The organism is Limnohabitans sp. 2KL-51 (genome assembly GCF_003063645.1).
Taxonomy (GTDB): Bacteria; Pseudomonadota; Gammaproteobacteria; order Burkholderiales; family Burkholderiaceae_C; genus Limnohabitans_A.
In genome coordinates, this window is sequence record NZ_NESJ01000020.1 from 21,414 (window position 1) to 36,721 (window position 15,308).

The window sequence follows — 15,308 nt, forward strand, 5'->3', positions numbered from 1 at the left end:
ATGTCCACATCGTCGCTGCCTTATTGGCCCAAAGGGGTTCCTCGCACGCTGAGCTTGCCGCAGGTGCCGCTCACGCATTACGTTCAGGTCGCGGCCGAGCGCTTTCCGAACAAGCCTGCCGTGATTTTTTGCGGCAGCTCGTTGAGCTACGTGGCGCTGCTCACGCGTGTGGAGGCGTTGGCCGGTTACCTCACTCAGCGGCTGGGTGTGCAGCGCGGCGACCGGGTCTTGTTGATGAGCCAAAACTGCCCTCAATACGTGGCGGCCTACTACGGCATCATGCGCGCTGGGGCCGTGGTGGTGCCGGTCAACGCCATGTGCACGCAAAGCGAAATCCGCTACTACCTGCAAGACTGCGGTGCTCGTGTGGCCATGGTGGCGCAGGAGTTGTTGCCCCAGGTCATACCCCTGCTGCAGCCGGGCGATGTTGATGCCTTGCAAGCCGTGTTGGTGCATGCGTATTCAGAAGGCTTGCCCGCGCAGCCCGTCAGCGACGAAGTGCCCGATGTTGTGTTGGCTCCGCGCCAGTGGACCGAGGCCCCGGGCCTGCACGGGCTCGAAGACGCCATCGCACAGGCCTTGCCTGCGCCCGCGCAACACCCACACAGCGAAGACCTGTGTGTGCTGCCCTACACCTCGGGCACCACCGGCCACCCCAAGGGCTGCATGCACACCCACGCCACTGTGCTGGCGTCCAACATGGCTGCGCAGGTTTGGCGCAGCATGCACATGGACTCGGTGTTTTTGGCCGTCGCGCCTTTGTTCCACATGCTGGGCATGCAGGGTGGCCTCAATGTGCCGATCACGCTGGGTGCCACCGTGGTCATGCTGCCGCGCTGGCACGCGGCGTCAGCGGCACGGCTGATCGAGCAGCACCGCGTCACGACATGGTCGGCGCCCCCCGCCATGCTGATCGACTTCTTTGCCAGCCCGGCGGCAGCGCAGCGCGACCTGAGCAGCTTGTCGACCTTGGCGGGTGGCGGCGCGGCCATGCCGGAGACGGTGGCCAATTTGCTGCAAACACGTTTTGGCATCACCTACAACGAGGCCTACGGCATGACCGAGACCGCCTCATTTTTGATGTGCAATCCCCCGGCACGCGGCAAGCGCCAGTGTCTGGGCGTCATCACCCCTGGCGTGGACACGCGCATCGTAGATCCGGAGACCCTGCGCGAGTTGCCCGTGGGCGAGGTGGGTGAACTGGTCACGCGTGGCGCGCAACTGATGCGCGGCTATTGGCAAAACGAGCAGGCCAACCAGTCCTCATTTTTTGAGCTGGACGGCCAAACGTTTTTCCGTACAGGCGATTTGGCCAGTGTGGACGAAGAGGGTTACTTCTTCATGCGTGACCGCCTCAAGCGCATGGTCAACGTCTCGGGCTTCAAGGTTTGGCCCGCTGAGGTTGAAAACACCTTGTACGAACACCCAGCCGTGCACGAGGCCTGCGTGATCGCCGTGCCCGACGACAAGCGCGGCGAAAACGTCATGGCCCTCTTGGTGCTCAAGCCTGCCTTCCAAGGCCAAGTCACCGAGCAAGACCTCATCGACTGGAGCCGCGAGCACATGGCCGCCTACAAAACCCCGCGCATCGTGCGCTTTGTGGACACCCTGCCCAAGTCCGGCACCGGCAAGATCCTGTGGCGGCAGCTGCAAGAGCAAGAGCGCTTAAATACAACGTCCGTCAAGGAGACCCCATGAGAATTCCTCTGAGTTTCAAAGACCAGTCGGTGTTTGTGGCCGGTGGCAGCAGCGGCATCAACCTGGGAATTGCCACCGCGTTTGCGCAGGCCGGGGCCAAAGTGGTGATTGCCAGCCGCAATGCCGAGCGTGTGGCCCAAGCCGTCGAGCAGTTGCGCCAACACGGCACGCAGGTAGAGGGTTACAGCGCCGATGTGCGCGACGCCCCCGGCATTGCCGCTGTGCTGCAGCAGGCGCGTGATGCCATCGGCCCGTTCGATGTGCTGGTGTCGGGCGCGGCGGGCAACTTTTTGGCACCCGCTTTGGGCATGTCTGCCAACGGCTTCAAGACGGTGGTGGACATTGACCTGAACGGTACCTTCCATGTGCTGCGTGCAGGCTACGAACACTTGCGCCGCCCGGGTGCCTGTGTCATCAATATCTCGGCACCGCAGGCCTTCAACCCCACCAAGTTTCAGGCCCATGTGTGCGCCGCCAAGGCGGGTGTGGACATGCTCACCCGCGTGCTGGCCATGGAGTGGGGCCCCGAAGGCGTGCGCGTGAATTCCATTGTGCCCGGCCCGATCGGTGACACCGAAGGCATTCGCCGCTTGGCACCCACGCCCGAAGCGCTGCAACGCATGACGCAGTCCGTGCCCCTGCAGCGCATGGGCAGGGTGGAAGAGATCGCCGACATGGCGCTGTTTTTGGCGTCACAGCACGCCGCATTTGTCACCGGTGCCATCCTGGCGGTGGACGGTGGCAGTTCCCTGGCCGGTGGCCGGGATTACTCAGGAAGCCTCTCATGATCATCCCCTCCAAAAGCTCACCCTCTTTGCTGCAGTTCGATGTGACCGATCAGGTCGCCACCATCACCTTTGACAGCCCCAGCAAACGCAACGCACTCGAGCCCGCCATGCGCGACGAGCTGGCGGTGGCCCTGCAACATATCCAGCACGACAAGACCATCCGCGCAGTGATCCTCACTGGCGCAGGCGGGCATTTCTGCTCGGGCGGTGACCTGAAAAACATCGTCGCGGCCAATCTGGACAATAGCGGCTGGCTCGGCCGCATGCAGACCCTGCACGAGTGGGTGCAGCTGTTGCTGACGCTCGACCGCCCGGTGATCGCGGCGGTCGATGGTGCGGCTGCCGGAGCGGGTTTTAGCCTGGCGCTGTCGGCCGACTTCGTGCTGGCCACGCCGCGCACCTGGTTCAACATGTCCTTCCTCAAGGTCGGGCTGGTGCCCGACGTGGGCGCGCTTTACACCTTGCCCCGCGTGGTGGGCGTACAGCGCGCCAAAGAAATCATGCTTTCAGCCCGCGACATCGACGCGCAAGAGGCCTTGCGACTGGGCATCGTCATGGAGCTGCACGCGCCGGACCAGCTGCTGCCCCGTGCGCAGGCCTTGGCCCGCAGCTTTGTGGGCGCGTCGCCTGCGGCGGTGGCGCTCATCAAGCGCAGCCTGAACAACGCCTTGGGCGGCGGCCTGCAAGACATGCTGAGCGCCGAAGCGCAGGCCCAGTCCCTGGCCGCAGGCACCGCCGAACACCGCGAAGCAGTGGGGCGGTTTCTGAACAAGCAGGCCCCCTTGTTTGCCTGGCCAGCGCAGGACAAAAACTGAGAGGCAACTTCTTTGCAGGAGCCCACCCCGTGGGCGATTTCACGCAGACCCAGGGCCTCACAAAATCGCCCACGGGGTGGGCTCCTACAAAACAAGGCTTTGCAGACCCATGGACAGGCCCCAAACCAAGGGCAATCCCTGAGTTCGGCAATCCGAAAGACCCGCTTCAGCATTCGAAGATTGTTCAGAATCACTGAACGCCGCAAGATACATCAACCCCCAGTGGGGTGACGCTGGCCCGCCAGACGTTCGCCCCACGACCTGAAAGAGAAAAAAATGAGCAAAACAGGATTGGTTCAAGACAAAGTCGTGGTGGTCACGGGCGCAGGTGGCGGCATTGGCCGCGACATCGCGCTGGCCATGGCGCGTGAAGGCGCCAAGGTGGTCGTCAACGACATTGGCGCTTCGGTGTCGGGCGAAGGCCAGGACGCAGGCCCCGCGCAAAAAGTGGTGGACGAAATCCAAGCCATGGGCGGTCAGGCTGCTGCCAACACCGACAGCGTGTCTGACGCCGCAGGCGCGGCCCGCATCGTCCAGACGGCCATCGACAGCTTTGGCCGCATCGACGTGGTGGTCAACAACGCTGGCATCTTGCGCGACCGCTTCTTCCACAAGATGAGCATGGACGAATGGGATGCCGTGCTCAAGGTGCACCTGTACGGCGCTTTCTACGTCAGCCGCGCCGCTGCCCCGCACTTCAAGGAGCAGGAAAGCGGCAACTACATCCATATGACCTCGACCTCGGGGCTGGTGGGCAACTTCGGCCAGGCCAACTACTCGGCGGCCAAGCTGGGCGTGACCGCGCTGTCCAAGTCGATCGCGCTCGACATGCAAAAGTTCAAGGTGCGCTCCAATTGCATTTCGCCCTTTGCCTGGAGCCGCATGATCGGCTCGATCCCGACCGAGACACCCGAAGAGCAGGCCCGTGTTGAACGCATCAAGCAGATGACGCCCGCCAAGATCGCGCCCATGGCCGTGGCCCTGGCCAGCGACGCCTCGGCCCATGTGAACGGCCAGGTCTTTGCCGTGCGCAACAACGAAATCTTTTTGATGAGCCAGCCGCGCCCCATCCGCTCGGTGCACCGCAGCGAGGGCTGGACGCCGCAGTCGGTGCTGGACCAAGCCATGCCCGCTCTCAAGTCGAGCTTCTTTGACCTTGAGCGTTCGGGCGATGTGTTCAGCTGGGACCCGATCTGAGGAAAACACGATGAGCGACAACGCAAAAGGTGTGCTCGCGCAGCACCAAGCCGCCCTCGATGAAGGCCACTTTATGGTCCAGCATTGCAAGGGCTGTGACCAGCACATTTATTTCCCGCGTGAGGTCTGCCCGCATTGCGGCAGCAACGACCTGAGCCTGGTGCCCCCCTCGGGTCTGGGCACGGTGTATTCGGTGACCACGGTGCGCCGCAAACCCGACGCGGGCGGCGACTACAACGTCTGCCTGATTGATCTGGACGAAGGCGTGCGCCTGATGAGCCGTGTGGACATGGACCCTGTCGACGCCGTGCAGGTGGGCCAGCGTGTGCAGGCCCGCGTGGCGGTCGACAAGGGTCAAGGCATGGTGGTGTTTGATCCAGTCAGGACAACCGCTGCCTCGGCCAAGCCCGTGCCCCGTGGCCCGGCCGCATCGGCAGCCGTGCACACCTCGTCGGGCCTGAAAGCCTTGCGCGGCAGCGCCGTTATCGCGGGTGTGGCCACCTTTGGTTGCGGCGAGGCCACGGGTTTTACCGAGATGGAAGTATTGGCCCGCGCCGCGCGCGCCGCGGTGGCCGATGCTGGTTTGAAGATGAGCGACATCGACGGTCTGTGCACCGCCAGTGTGCTGTCCACCATGTGGCCTATGCCTGTGACCGAGTATTTGGGGATCAACCCCCGCTACATCAATGGCACCATGCTGGGCGGCTCCAGCTTTGTGGCGCACATTTTGCCCGCCATGATGGCTTTGCAGTCGGGCCAGTGCAACGCGGTGCTGGTGTGCTACGGCAGCACGCAGCGCACCTCCACCTTTGGCCGCGCCGAGATCGCCCAGGCGCGCCGCGTGATGGACCCGCAGCCTTATGAAACCCCCTACGCCCCGATGCAGCCGCTGAGCGCCTACGCGCTGGCCACGCGGCGGCACATGCACCAGTACGGCACCACCCGCCGCCAGTTGGCCGAAGTGGCGGTGGCCGCGCGTGCTTGGGCGCAGCGCAACCCTGAAGCCTTCATGCGCGATCCGCTCTCCATCGAAGAGGTGCTCAAGGCCCGCATGGTGTCCGATCCCTTGTCGGTGCGCGACTGCTGCCTGGTCACGGACGGTGGCGGTGCCTTTGTGTTGGTGCGCGCCGACCGTGCGCGTGATCTGCCCAAAAAGCCGGTGTACGTGCTGGGCAACGCCACCGCCAACTGGAACCGCCAAATTTCGGCAATGCATGACCTCACAGTGACTGCCGCCAGCCAGTCCGGCCGCGAAGCCTTTGCCATGGCAGGCCTCTCGCCTGCCGACATGGGCGTGGTGCAGTTGTATGACGCTTTCACCATCAACACCTTGCTGTTTCTGGAAGACCTGGGCTTTTGCAAAAAAGGCGAAGCCGGTGCCTTTGTGGAAGGCGGCGGCATCGCACCCGGTGGCCGTTTGCCGGTCAACACCAACGGCGGCGGCCTGTCGTGCACGCACCCGGGCATGTACGGCATCTTCACCGTGATTGAAGCCGTGCGCCAGTTGCGCGGCGAAGGCGGCGAGCGCCAAGTGTCCGGCGTGCAGACCGCGCTGGCCCATGGCAACGGCGGCACGCTGTCGAGCCAGTCGACTGCCATTCTCGGCACTTTTGAAACCGTGTAAAAAAACTCCGCGAATTCACCATGATCCGAGACCCCGAAACCTTTGAAGCCCTGCTCGACTCCGTGCGCCGTTTTGTGCGCGAGCGCTTGGTGCCCGCCGAGAACGAAGTCGCCGACACCGACGAGATCCCCGAAGCCATCGTGCAAGAGATGCGCGAAATGGGCCTGTTTGGCCTGACCATCCCCGAGTCTTATGGCGGCCTGGAGCTGACCACGGAAGAAGAGGCACGTCTCTTGTTTGAGCTGTGCAAGACCTCGCCCGCTTTCCGTTCGGTGATCGGCACCACGGTGGGCATTGGCTCGCAGGGCATCTTGATGGACGGCACCGAAGAACAAAAAGCCTATTACCTGCCCAAGCTGGCCACGGGCGAGTTGTCATCCTCGTTTGCGCTGACCGAACCTGACGCGGGTTCGGACGCTGCGTCGCTGCGCACCACCGCCATCCGAGGCACGGACAGTGAGGGCGACCACTACATCGTCAACGGCACCAAGCGCTACATCACCAACGCGCCGCATTCCAAAATCTTCACGCTCATGGCGCGCACCAACCGGGCCGACAAGGGCGCGGGCGGTGTGTCGGCGTTCATTGTCGACGCCCAATCGCCCGGCATCAGCCTGGGCAAGAACGACAAGAAGATGGGCCAAAAAGGCGCCCACACCTGCGACGTGATGTTTGACAACGTGCGTGTCCCCGCCGCCAACCTGATCGGTGGCAAAGAAGGCCAGGGCTTCAAGACCGCGATGAAGGTGCTCGAAAAAGGCCGCATCCATTTGGCCGCTGTGTGTGTGGGCGTGGCCCAGCGCATCCTCGATGACGCGCTGCGCTACGCCATAGACCGCAAGCAGTTCGGCCAGCCCATTGCCGAGTTCCAGCTGGTGCAGGCCATGCTGGCCGACAGCAAAGCTGAGCTGTACGCGGCTGAGTGCATGGTGATCGATGCCGCGCGCAAGCGCGACGAAGGCCGCAGCGTGTCGACCGAGGCCTCGTGCTGCAAGATGTTCGCGTCCGAGATGTGCGGCCGCGTGGCCGACCGTGCGGTGCAAATTTTGGGTGGCGCGGGCTACTTGTCTGAATACGGCATCGAGCGCTTTTACCGCGATGTGCGTTTGTTCCGCCTGTATGAGGGTACGACCCAGATACAACAAATCATCATTGGCCGCAACATGGTGCTTGAGGCCCGCGGCTGAACAATTCGATCACGCGTTCACGACAACAACCCAAGGAGACAAGACATGAAAAAGACCATCACACGCCGCATGACCCTGGCCGCATTGAGCAGCTTGGCCCTGCTGGGGGCAGCGGGTGCGCCAGCGCAAACCGCCTACCCGAGCCAGCCCATCAAGTTCATCGTGCCCTACCCCGCTGGCGGGGCCACCGATGTGTTGGCCCGCATGGTCGCACAAAAAATGCAAGACAGCTGGCAGCAAACTGTGGTGGTCGAAAACAAGCCCGGCGCAGGCGGCACCATTGGCAACAATCTGGTGGCCAAGGCCCCGGCCGATGGCCACACGGTGTTGTTTGGCATCGTGGCGTTGGTGCAGCAAATGACCTTGATGAAGCTGCCTTATGACCCGATCAAGGACTTTGCGCCGATTAGCCGTGTGGCCATCAGCCCCAGTGTGCTGGCCGCATCGCCCACACTGCCCATCAATAACCTCGCCGAGTTCACCAGCTTGGTCAAGGCCAACCCCGGCAAGCACAGCATTGGCTCGTATGGCCCGGGCACCTCGGCCCATCTGCAAGGGGCTTTGCTCAATCTGCAGTCGGGCCTGGACTTGACGCATGTGCCCTATCAGGGCGGTGCGCCCCTGGTTACGGCCATGATGGGCGGTCAACTCTCTTCGGCTTTTATGGATGCGGGCTCTTCCAAGCAGCATCTGCCCAAGTTCAAGCTGCTGGGCGTGACCGGTACCGAACGCCTGTCGTGGTTGCCCAATGTGCCCACACTCAAAGAGCAGGGCCTCAACTCTTACGAGCCCATGGGCTGGTTTGGCCTGTTTTTGCCAGGGGCCACGTCCAAGCCGGTGGTGGACAAGTTCTCGGCCGAAACCCAGCGCATCCTCAAGCTGCCCGATGTGCGTGAAAAAATCGAAGCCATGGGCCTGATCCCAGGTGGTGAAACCACCGAGAGCTTTACCAAGATCGTTAAGTCTGATGCCGACGTTTACGCCCGCATCATCCGCGACGCCAAGATCACCCTGAACTGACACCAGGCCCGCCCATGACAATGAGGGGACGACCCAGATACAACAATCATTATTGGCCGCAACAGGTTGCCTGAGGCCCGCGGCTGAATATTTTGATCACGCGTTCACGACAACAATCCAAGGAGACAAGACATGAAAAAGACCATCACACGCCGCATGACCCTGGCCACGCTCAGCAGTTTGGCCCTGATGGGCGCAGGCAGCACCTTGGTCCAAGCCCAGACGGCTTACCCGAGCCAGCCCATCAAATTCATCGTGCCCTACCCTGCAGGCGGGACCACCGATGTGCTGGCCCGCATGGTCGCGCAAAAAATGCAAGAGAGTTGGCAGCAGACGGTGGTGGTTGAAAACAAGCCCGGAGCGGGTGGCACCATTGGCAACAACCTGGTGGCCAAAGCCCCGGCCGATGGCTACACGGTGTTGTTTGGCATCGTGGCGCTGGTGCAGCAAATGACCTTGATGAAGCTGCCCTACGACCCGATCAAGGACTTCGCCCCGATCAGCCGTGTGGCCATCACCCCGGCCGTGTTTGCAGCCAGCACCACTTTGCCGGTCAACAACCTCGCCGAGTTGATCAAGCTGGTCAAGGCCAACCCCGGCAAGTACAGCTTTGGCACATACGGCCCCGGCACTTCGGCTCACCTGCAAGGCGAGCTGCTCAACTTGCAGACGGGTATAGATTTGTTGCACATCCCCTACCAAGGCGCAGCGCCTTTGGTCACGGCCATGCTGGGCGGGCAGTTGTCCACCGCCTTCATGGACGCAGGCTCTTCCCGTCAGCACATTCCCAAGTTCAAGGTACTGGGTGTGACGGGCAGTGAGCGCCTGTCGTGGCTGCCCAATGTGCCCACGTTCAAGGAGCAGGGCCTCAACTCCTTCGAGCCCATGGGCTGGGTAGGCTTGCTTTTGCCAGGGGCCACGCCCAAGCCGGTGGTGGACAAGTTCTCGGCCGAGACCCAGCGCATCCTTAAGCTGCCCGATGTGCGCGAGAAGATCGAAGCCATGGGCCTGATTCCCGGTGGCGAAACCTCGGACAGCTTTGGCAAGGTCATGAAGAGCGATGCAGACATTTACGCCCGCATCATCCGCGACGCCAAGATCACCCTGAACTGAACGTGGCATGAAAACACGCGTCACCGAATTGCTGGGCATCCGCTACCCCATCATTCAAGGCGGCATGCAGTGGGTGGGCAAGGCCGAGCTGGTCTCGGCCGTGTCCAACGCGGGTGGCTTGGGCGTGCTCACGGCCCTCACCCAGCCCACGCCGCAAGCGCTGGCGCACGAGATTGCCCGCACCCGCACCCTGACCGACCGGTCCTTTGGTGTGAACCTCACCATCTTGCCCTCGATCAATCCGCCGCCCTACGGCGAGTACCTGCAGGTCATCATCGACAGCGGCGTGAAGATCGTGGAAACGGCGGGCAACAGCCCCAAGGACTTTATTGGCCGCATGAAGGACGCGGGCATCACCATCGTGCACAAATGCACCTCGGTGCGCCACGCCCTGAGCGCCGAGCGCAATGGCGTGGACATGATCAGCATCGACGGCTTTGAATGCGCGGGCCACCCCGGCGAGGACGATGTGCCGGGTCTGGTGTTGATCCCGCTGGCGGTGCGGGCGCTGAAGGTGCCAGTGATTGCCTCGGGCGGCATTGCCGATGGGCGCGGCATGGCAGCGGCCATGGCGTTGGGCGCCGAAGGCGTGAACATGGGCACGCGCTTTTTGGTCACGCAAGAAGCACCGGTGCACGACAACATCAAGCAAGCGCTTGTGGGTGCCACCGAGCGCGACACGAAACTGATGTTCCGCACGATGCGCAACACCACCCGAGCCTGGAGCAACGCGGTGTCGCAAGAAGTGGTGGCCACTGAAAACCGCGCAGGCGGCTGCAGTTTTGAAGACATCCGCCACCTGGTGGCTGGGCAGCGCGGTAACCAAGCCCTGCAATCGGGCGACGTCAACGGCGGTGTGGTCGCAGCGGGTCAGGTGATTGGCCTGATCGAAGATGTGCCCACTTGCGCCGACCTGATCGAACGCATGGTGGCCGATTGCCGCGCGGCTCTTGGGCGCGCGCAGGCCTGGGCACATCCCCCTTGAGCGCCGCCCCAACTGATCACCCCCCAAGCCAGCAACCCTAAAAAACCCAGGAGACAAACCATGACAAAAACCCCATCCACCCAGCGCCGTTTGCTGATGGCCCTTTTGGGGGCGGTGTGCACCACATCCGCCCTGCCCCTGTGGGCCCAGTCCACAGGCAACAACACCGTCAAGCTCATCGTGGGTTACGCCCCTGGCGGGCCTGTGGATTCATCGGCGCGGGTCTTCGCGCCGGTGCTCAGCCGCGAACTGGGCCAGCCCGTGATCGTGGAAAACCGGCCCGGCGCAGGCGGTGCGGTGGCAGGCAACACCGTGGTCAAGTCCGCGCCCAACAGCCTTGAAATTTTTTATGCCGCCAGCCCCACCATGACCATCAGCCCCCATGTGCTCAAAGCCATGGCCTTTGACCCGCTCAAGGACATGACCCCGCTGGCCACCATCCTCAGTTATGCCAACGTGCTGGTCATCAACCAGAACCAACCCTTCAAAACCTTGCCCGAATTGGTGGCCTTTGGCAAAGCCAATCCGGGCAAGCTGGCCTACGGCTCGGCCGGCATGGGCGCATCGAATCACCTGAGCGGCGAGTTGTTTGCACGGCGTGCGGGCATCACCATGACGCATGTGCCCTACAAGGGCAACGCCCCGGCCATGACCGATGTGATGGGTGGGCAGATCCAGATGATGTTTGACATCGTGGGCGGTGCCAAGGCCCACATCGACGGCGGCAAGGTCAAGCCTTTGGCAGTGACCTCCAAAGAGCGCAACCCGGCCCTGCCGCAGCTGCCCAGCATGACCGAGCTGGGCGTTCGTGATTACGACGTGGGCGGCTGGTATGGCCTGTATGGCCCGCTGGGCATGAGCGCCGAACTCAGCCAGAAGATCACGGCCGCCACAGCGCGCGCCCTGCAAGACCCCGAGCTGAACAAGCGCTGGGTGGACCAGGGTTATGTGATCTGGAACGCCAAACCCGCCGACCTGGCCGAGCGCATGCGCCGCGAACATGCGCTGTGGGCCGAGGTGACCAAAGGCATGACCTTCGAATAAATCATGTCTTTGCAATTGACCCCCCACACCCGCACCCATACCCGCATTCACCACCTGTTTGACGAACGCGTTGAACAGGCTCCGGACCATCCTTTTCTGTATCTGACGCAGGGGGTGATGACGCTGGGGCAGTTGGCGCAGCAAGTGGATGCACTGGAAGCCGAGTTGCGCGATGCCGGTGTGCGCGTGGGTGACCGGATGCTGGTGGCGGCAGAAAACTGCCCCGAGCATGTGGCCCTGGTGTTGGCCTGCAGCCGCGTGGGGGCCTGGGCCTGCGGGGTCAATGCCCGCGTGACGGCGACTGAGCTGGCGGGCTTTGCCGACAAGGCCGATGCGCGTGTGTTGTATTTCACGGTGGGCGTGTCCGAAGCGGCGCGCCAGCATGCGGCGCAGCACGACACCCAAGCGAGCGTGCTGCCCGGCTTGCAGCGCGCAGCTGTCAGGCCGCAGGCCACCGCGCAGACGGGTGATCTGGCCGAGCAGGTGGCCGCGATCATCTTCACCTCGGGCACCACCGGCCAGCCCAAGGGCGTGATGCTCACGCACGCGGGGCTGTTGCAGTTTGCGCGGGTCTCGGCGCAGTCACGCCAGCTGGGGCCGTCGGACCGGTCGTACGCTTATTTGCCCATGACGCACATCTTTGGCCTGGGCACGGTGCTCATGGCCTCGCTGCACGCGGGCTCAGGTCTGCTCATGCGCAGCCAGTTTGATCTGGCCGACGTGTTTGAGGCACTGGCCCACCAAGGCATGACGCAGCTGCAAGGCCCGCCCGCCATGTTCACCCGCTTGCTGGCCTGGCTCGACACACAGGGCATCGATCACCCTGCTGCACCTGATTTGCGCTACGTCTACACCGGCGCTGCCCCGCTCGACCTGAGCGTCAAGCAGGCCATTGAGGCGCGCTTTGGCAAACCCTTGCACCACGGCTATGGCCTGTCGGAATACGCAGGCGCTTTGACGCTGTGCCGACTGAACGAACGGCGGGCGGACACCAGCGCCGGTTATTTGGTCGATGGGGCTGAGCTGCGCATCATGAGCCCGCAGGGACAAGACTTGCCGGTTGGCGAGACAGGCGAGATCTGGATGCGCGGCGTGGGTTTGATGCCAGGCTACTTTCGCGACCCTGAGATCACCGCGAAAGTCATCCAACCCGGCGGTTGGTACGCCAGCGGCGACCTGGGCCGACAAGACGCCGATGGCGCATTGCAGGTGGTGGGGCGTCTAAAAGAAATGATCATCCGCTCAGGATTCAATGTGTACCCCGGCGAGGTCGAGGCGATTTTGCTGGCCTGGCCTGGTGTGCAAAAAGCGGCGGTGGTCGGGCGCAAAGCGGCCGATGGCAACGAGGACATCCTGGCCTTCATCGAAGCCAAGCCCGGCGTGCCGCTGGACCTGCAGGCCCTGAAGGCCCATGCCCATGAACATTTGTCGCCCTACAAACGCCCTTCGGTCATGGCCTTGGTGCCCGACATGCCCATGACACTCAGCGGCAAAGTGCTCAAACGCGAGCTGCTTGAACAATGGGATGCGGCCCAGGTGCGCAAGGCATGACCCCGCTTCTTGACTTGTAAAGGCGGACTTTCACAAAGACAGACGGCGTTCCGGCTCCAACTGCGCGAAGATCGACCCTATGACCACCTCTTCAAATTTAGACGACGAACAAGTGGCCCACCTGCGCAGTTGGGAAGGCCGCAGCGAAACGCTGACCGACGAGATCGTGGCCGCCCCGTTGCGTGGCCAAAGTGCTTTGCTCGACCGTGATGATGCCCGCCAAGCCGCAGGCAGCGAAGTGCCGCCGCTGTGGCACTGGCTGTACTTTTTGCCGCAGGCGCGGCAAAGCCAGATCGGGCCGGACGGCCACCCTGCGCGCGGGGGCTTTTTGCCGCCGGTGCCGCTGCCCCGTCGCATGTGGGCTGGTGGCCGCCTGCAGTGGCAAAGCAACCCGCTAAGCGTGGGTGACGCCGCGCAAAAGCATTCGCGCATCGCTTCGGTCAAACACAAGGCAGGCCGCACGGGCGACCTGCTGTTTGTCGAAGTCGAGCATGCTTTCAGCAACGCGCAGGGCCTGTGCCTGACCGAAACGCACGACATCGTTTACCGCGCTGCGGCTGTGCCGGGTGCCCCCGAAGTGCCGCCCACCGCGGCCGAGACCGGCGCGCCCTGGCAGCGCGAGTTTGTGCCCGATCCGGTGTCGCTGTTTCGCTATTCGGCGCTCACCTTCAACGGTCACCGCATTCATTACGACCGCAGCTACGTCACGCAAGAAGAAGGCTACCCCGGCCTCATCGTGCACGGTCCTTTGATCGCCACCTTGCTGGTGGACCTGGTGCGCAGGCAAGTGCCCGGTGCGCGCCTGGCCTCGTTCCAGTTCCGCGCGGTGCGCCCCACGTTTGACCTGCACCCTTTCCGCCTGAACGGCCGTCCGTCTGCTGACGGCAAAACCATTGACCTTTGGGCCAGCGACCACGAAGGTTGGCTCACCATTCAAGCGCAAGCCACGCTGGCCTGACATTTTTGGCCTGAATTTTTTTACCGACACCACCACCATGCAAACCACACCCGACCAGTACCAAGACATTCGCGACGCGGTGCGCGCCCTGTGCGCCCAGTTCCCTGACGAGTACCACCGCAAGGTCGACGAAAAACGCGGCTACCCCGAAGAGTTTGTCGACGCACTGACCAAAGCCGGTTGGATGGCCGCGTTGATTCCGCAGGAGTACGGCGGCTCGGGCCTGTCCATGGCCGAGGCTTCGGTCATCATGGAAGAGATCAACCGATCGGGCGGCAACTCGGGCGCGTGCCACGGCCAGATGTACGTCATGAATTCCATCGTGCGCAGCGGTTCTGACGCGCAGAAAAACACGCTCTTGCCCAAGATCGCCACCGGCGAGTTGCGCATCCAGTCAATGGGCGTGACCGAACCCACCACCGGCAGCGACACCACCAAGCTCAAAACCACCGCCGTGCGCAAAGACGGCCGTTGGGTCATCAACGGCCAAAAGGTCTGGATCTCGCGCATCCAGCACAGCGACCTGATGATCTTGCTGGCCCGCACCACGCCTGCCGACCAGGTGACCAAGCGCTCCGAAGGTTTGTCCTGCTTCTTGATCGATCTCAAGCAAGCGATCGGCAACGGCCTGACCGTGCGGCCGATTTTGAACATGGTCAACCACGAAACCAACGAGCTGTTTTTTGACAACCTCGAAATCCCCGAAGACGCACTCTTGGGCGAAGAGGGCAAAGGCTTCAAGACTTTGCTCGACGGCCTGAACGCCGAACGCGTGCTGATCGCCGCCGAGTGCATTGGCGACGGCTACTGGTTCATCGACCGCGCCACCAAATACGCCAAAGACCGCGTGGTGTTCGGTCGCCCGATTGGCCAAAACCAGGGCGTGCAGTTCCCGATCGCTGACGCCTTCATCGAGCTGGAAGCCGCCAACCTCATGCGTTGGAAAGCCTGCGAAAAAATCGACGCCATGCAAAACGCCGGGGCCGAAGCCAACATGGCCAAGTACCTCGCGGCCAAGGCCAGCTGGGAAGCGGCCAACGTCTGCCTGCAAACGCACGGCGGCTTTGGCTTTGCGTGTGAATACGACATCGAGCGCAAGTTCCGCGAGACGCGCTTGTACCAAGTCGCCCCGGTCTCGACCAACATGATCTTCAGCTACGTGGCCGAGCACATCCTCGGGCTGCCCCGTTCGTTTTAAGTACGAGTGCTCAGCCGCTGCCGATGAACAACACTGAATTTGTAGGAGCCCACCCCGTGGGCGATAAGACGTGGCACACGCCTTGCAAACCATCGCCCACAGGGGTGGGCTCCTACGGGGAGACACTCAG

The 15,308-nt window shown here is 62.9% G+C and carries 13 protein-coding genes and 1 pseudogene; all 14 read left to right on the forward strand.

Annotated elements, in window-relative coordinates; all coding sequences use genetic code 11:
- The 14 genes and pseudogenes from B9Z49_RS18005 (at position 1) to B9Z49_RS18065 (ending at position 15,178) form a co-directional block, all read left to right on the forward strand.
- Entirely contained in the window at positions 1–1,698 is a 1,698-nt protein-coding gene (locus B9Z49_RS18005; protein ID WP_108354821.1) for a long-chain-fatty-acid--CoA ligase, read from the forward strand.
- Positions 1,695–2,486, forward strand: coding sequence for an SDR family oxidoreductase (locus B9Z49_RS18010; protein WP_108354822.1), 792 nt, complete (start codon positions 1,695–1,697; stop codon positions 2,484–2,486). The genes B9Z49_RS18005 and B9Z49_RS18010 overlap by 4 nt, the downstream gene beginning before the upstream one ends.
- Positions 2,483–3,301: an enoyl-CoA hydratase/isomerase family protein gene (locus tag B9Z49_RS18015; RefSeq protein ID WP_108354823.1), complete on the forward strand. Its 819-nt coding sequence runs from the start codon at positions 2,483–2,485 to the stop codon at positions 3,299–3,301. The genes B9Z49_RS18010 and B9Z49_RS18015 overlap by 4 nt, the downstream gene beginning before the upstream one ends.
- 276 nt (positions 3,302–3,577) lie before the next feature.
- Positions 3,578–4,498 (forward strand): SDR family NAD(P)-dependent oxidoreductase, encoded by a 921-nt coding sequence (locus tag B9Z49_RS18020; RefSeq protein WP_108354824.1) that lies wholly within the window; start codon positions 3,578–3,580, stop codon positions 4,496–4,498.
- 10 nt (positions 4,499–4,508) lie between these two features.
- A pseudogene (locus B9Z49_RS22415) lies at positions 4,509–4,823 on the forward strand (Zn-ribbon domain-containing OB-fold protein); the annotation flags it as partial.
- Positions 4,824–4,859: 36 nt separating this feature from the next.
- The gene (locus tag B9Z49_RS18025) at positions 4,860–6,122 is read left to right on the forward strand and encodes a thiolase (protein ID WP_233254704.1); all 1,263 of its coding nucleotides are present in this window, start codon (positions 4,860–4,862) and stop codon (positions 6,120–6,122) included.
- Between the two features lie 20 nt (positions 6,123–6,142).
- Positions 6,143–7,309 carry an acyl-CoA dehydrogenase family protein gene (locus B9Z49_RS18030; RefSeq protein ID WP_108354826.1) on the forward strand — a complete coding sequence of 389 codons (1,167 nt, stop codon included), beginning with the start codon at positions 6,143–6,145 and terminating at the stop codon, positions 7,307–7,309.
- 45 nt (positions 7,310–7,354) lie between these two features.
- Positions 7,355–8,329: a tripartite tricarboxylate transporter substrate binding protein gene (locus B9Z49_RS18035; RefSeq protein ID WP_108354827.1), complete on the forward strand. Its 975-nt coding sequence runs from the start codon at positions 7,355–7,357 to the stop codon at positions 8,327–8,329.
- Positions 8,330–8,461: 132 nt separating this feature from the next.
- On the forward strand, positions 8,462–9,442 hold the full coding sequence (locus B9Z49_RS18040; protein ID WP_108354828.1) for a tripartite tricarboxylate transporter substrate binding protein: 981 nt from the start codon (positions 8,462–8,464) through the stop codon (positions 9,440–9,442).
- A gap of 7 nt (positions 9,443–9,449) precedes the next feature.
- Complete coding sequence (locus tag B9Z49_RS18045; RefSeq protein WP_108354829.1) at positions 9,450–10,427, forward strand: nitronate monooxygenase family protein; 978 nt, start codon at positions 9,450–9,452, stop codon at positions 10,425–10,427.
- 60 nt (positions 10,428–10,487) lie between these two features.
- Complete coding sequence (locus tag B9Z49_RS18050) at positions 10,488–11,471, forward strand: tripartite tricarboxylate transporter substrate binding protein (protein WP_108354830.1); 984 nt, start codon at positions 10,488–10,490, stop codon at positions 11,469–11,471.
- A gap of 3 nt (positions 11,472–11,474) precedes the next feature.
- Positions 11,475–13,022 (forward strand): class I adenylate-forming enzyme family protein, encoded by a 1,548-nt coding sequence (locus tag B9Z49_RS18055; RefSeq protein WP_108354831.1) that lies wholly within the window; start codon positions 11,475–11,477, stop codon positions 13,020–13,022.
- 79 nt (positions 13,023–13,101) lie between these two features.
- Positions 13,102–13,980 carry a MaoC family dehydratase N-terminal domain-containing protein gene (locus B9Z49_RS18060; protein ID WP_108354832.1) on the forward strand — a complete coding sequence of 293 codons (879 nt, stop codon included), beginning with the start codon at positions 13,102–13,104 and terminating at the stop codon, positions 13,978–13,980.
- 37 nt (positions 13,981–14,017) lie between these two features.
- Complete coding sequence (locus tag B9Z49_RS18065; RefSeq protein WP_108354871.1) at positions 14,018–15,178, forward strand: acyl-CoA dehydrogenase family protein; 1,161 nt, start codon at positions 14,018–14,020, stop codon at positions 15,176–15,178.
- Positions 15,179–15,308: the final 130 nt, after the last annotated feature.

What these genes read in the sequence shown, in the direction of transcription:
- B9Z49_RS18005 (WP_108354821.1), top strand. Translation starts at nt 1, where the DNA reads ATGTCCACATCGTCGCTGCCTTATTGGCCCAAAGGGGTTCCTCGCACG.
- B9Z49_RS18010 (WP_108354822.1), top strand. Translation starts at nt 1,695, where the DNA reads ATGAGAATTCCTCTGAGTTTCAAAGACCAGTCGGTGTTTGTGGCCGGT.
- B9Z49_RS18015 (WP_108354823.1), top strand. Translation starts at nt 2,483, where the DNA reads ATGATCATCCCCTCCAAAAGCTCACCCTCTTTGCTGCAGTTCGATGTG.
- B9Z49_RS18020 (WP_108354824.1), top strand. Translation starts at nt 3,578, where the DNA reads ATGAGCAAAACAGGATTGGTTCAAGACAAAGTCGTGGTGGTCACGGGC.
- B9Z49_RS18025 (WP_233254704.1), top strand. Translation starts at nt 4,860, where the DNA reads ATGGTGGTGTTTGATCCAGTCAGGACAACCGCTGCCTCGGCCAAGCCC.
- B9Z49_RS18030 (WP_108354826.1), top strand. Translation starts at nt 6,143, where the DNA reads ATGATCCGAGACCCCGAAACCTTTGAAGCCCTGCTCGACTCCGTGCGC.
- B9Z49_RS18035 (WP_108354827.1), top strand. Translation starts at nt 7,355, where the DNA reads ATGAAAAAGACCATCACACGCCGCATGACCCTGGCCGCATTGAGCAGC.
- B9Z49_RS18040 (WP_108354828.1), top strand. Translation starts at nt 8,462, where the DNA reads ATGAAAAAGACCATCACACGCCGCATGACCCTGGCCACGCTCAGCAGT.
- B9Z49_RS18045 (WP_108354829.1), top strand. Translation starts at nt 9,450, where the DNA reads ATGAAAACACGCGTCACCGAATTGCTGGGCATCCGCTACCCCATCATT.
- B9Z49_RS18050 (WP_108354830.1), top strand. Translation starts at nt 10,488, where the DNA reads ATGACAAAAACCCCATCCACCCAGCGCCGTTTGCTGATGGCCCTTTTG.
- B9Z49_RS18055 (WP_108354831.1), top strand. Translation starts at nt 11,475, where the DNA reads ATGTCTTTGCAATTGACCCCCCACACCCGCACCCATACCCGCATTCAC.
- B9Z49_RS18060 (WP_108354832.1), top strand. Translation starts at nt 13,102, where the DNA reads ATGACCACCTCTTCAAATTTAGACGACGAACAAGTGGCCCACCTGCGC.
- B9Z49_RS18065 (WP_108354871.1), top strand. Translation starts at nt 14,018, where the DNA reads ATGCAAACCACACCCGACCAGTACCAAGACATTCGCGACGCGGTGCGC.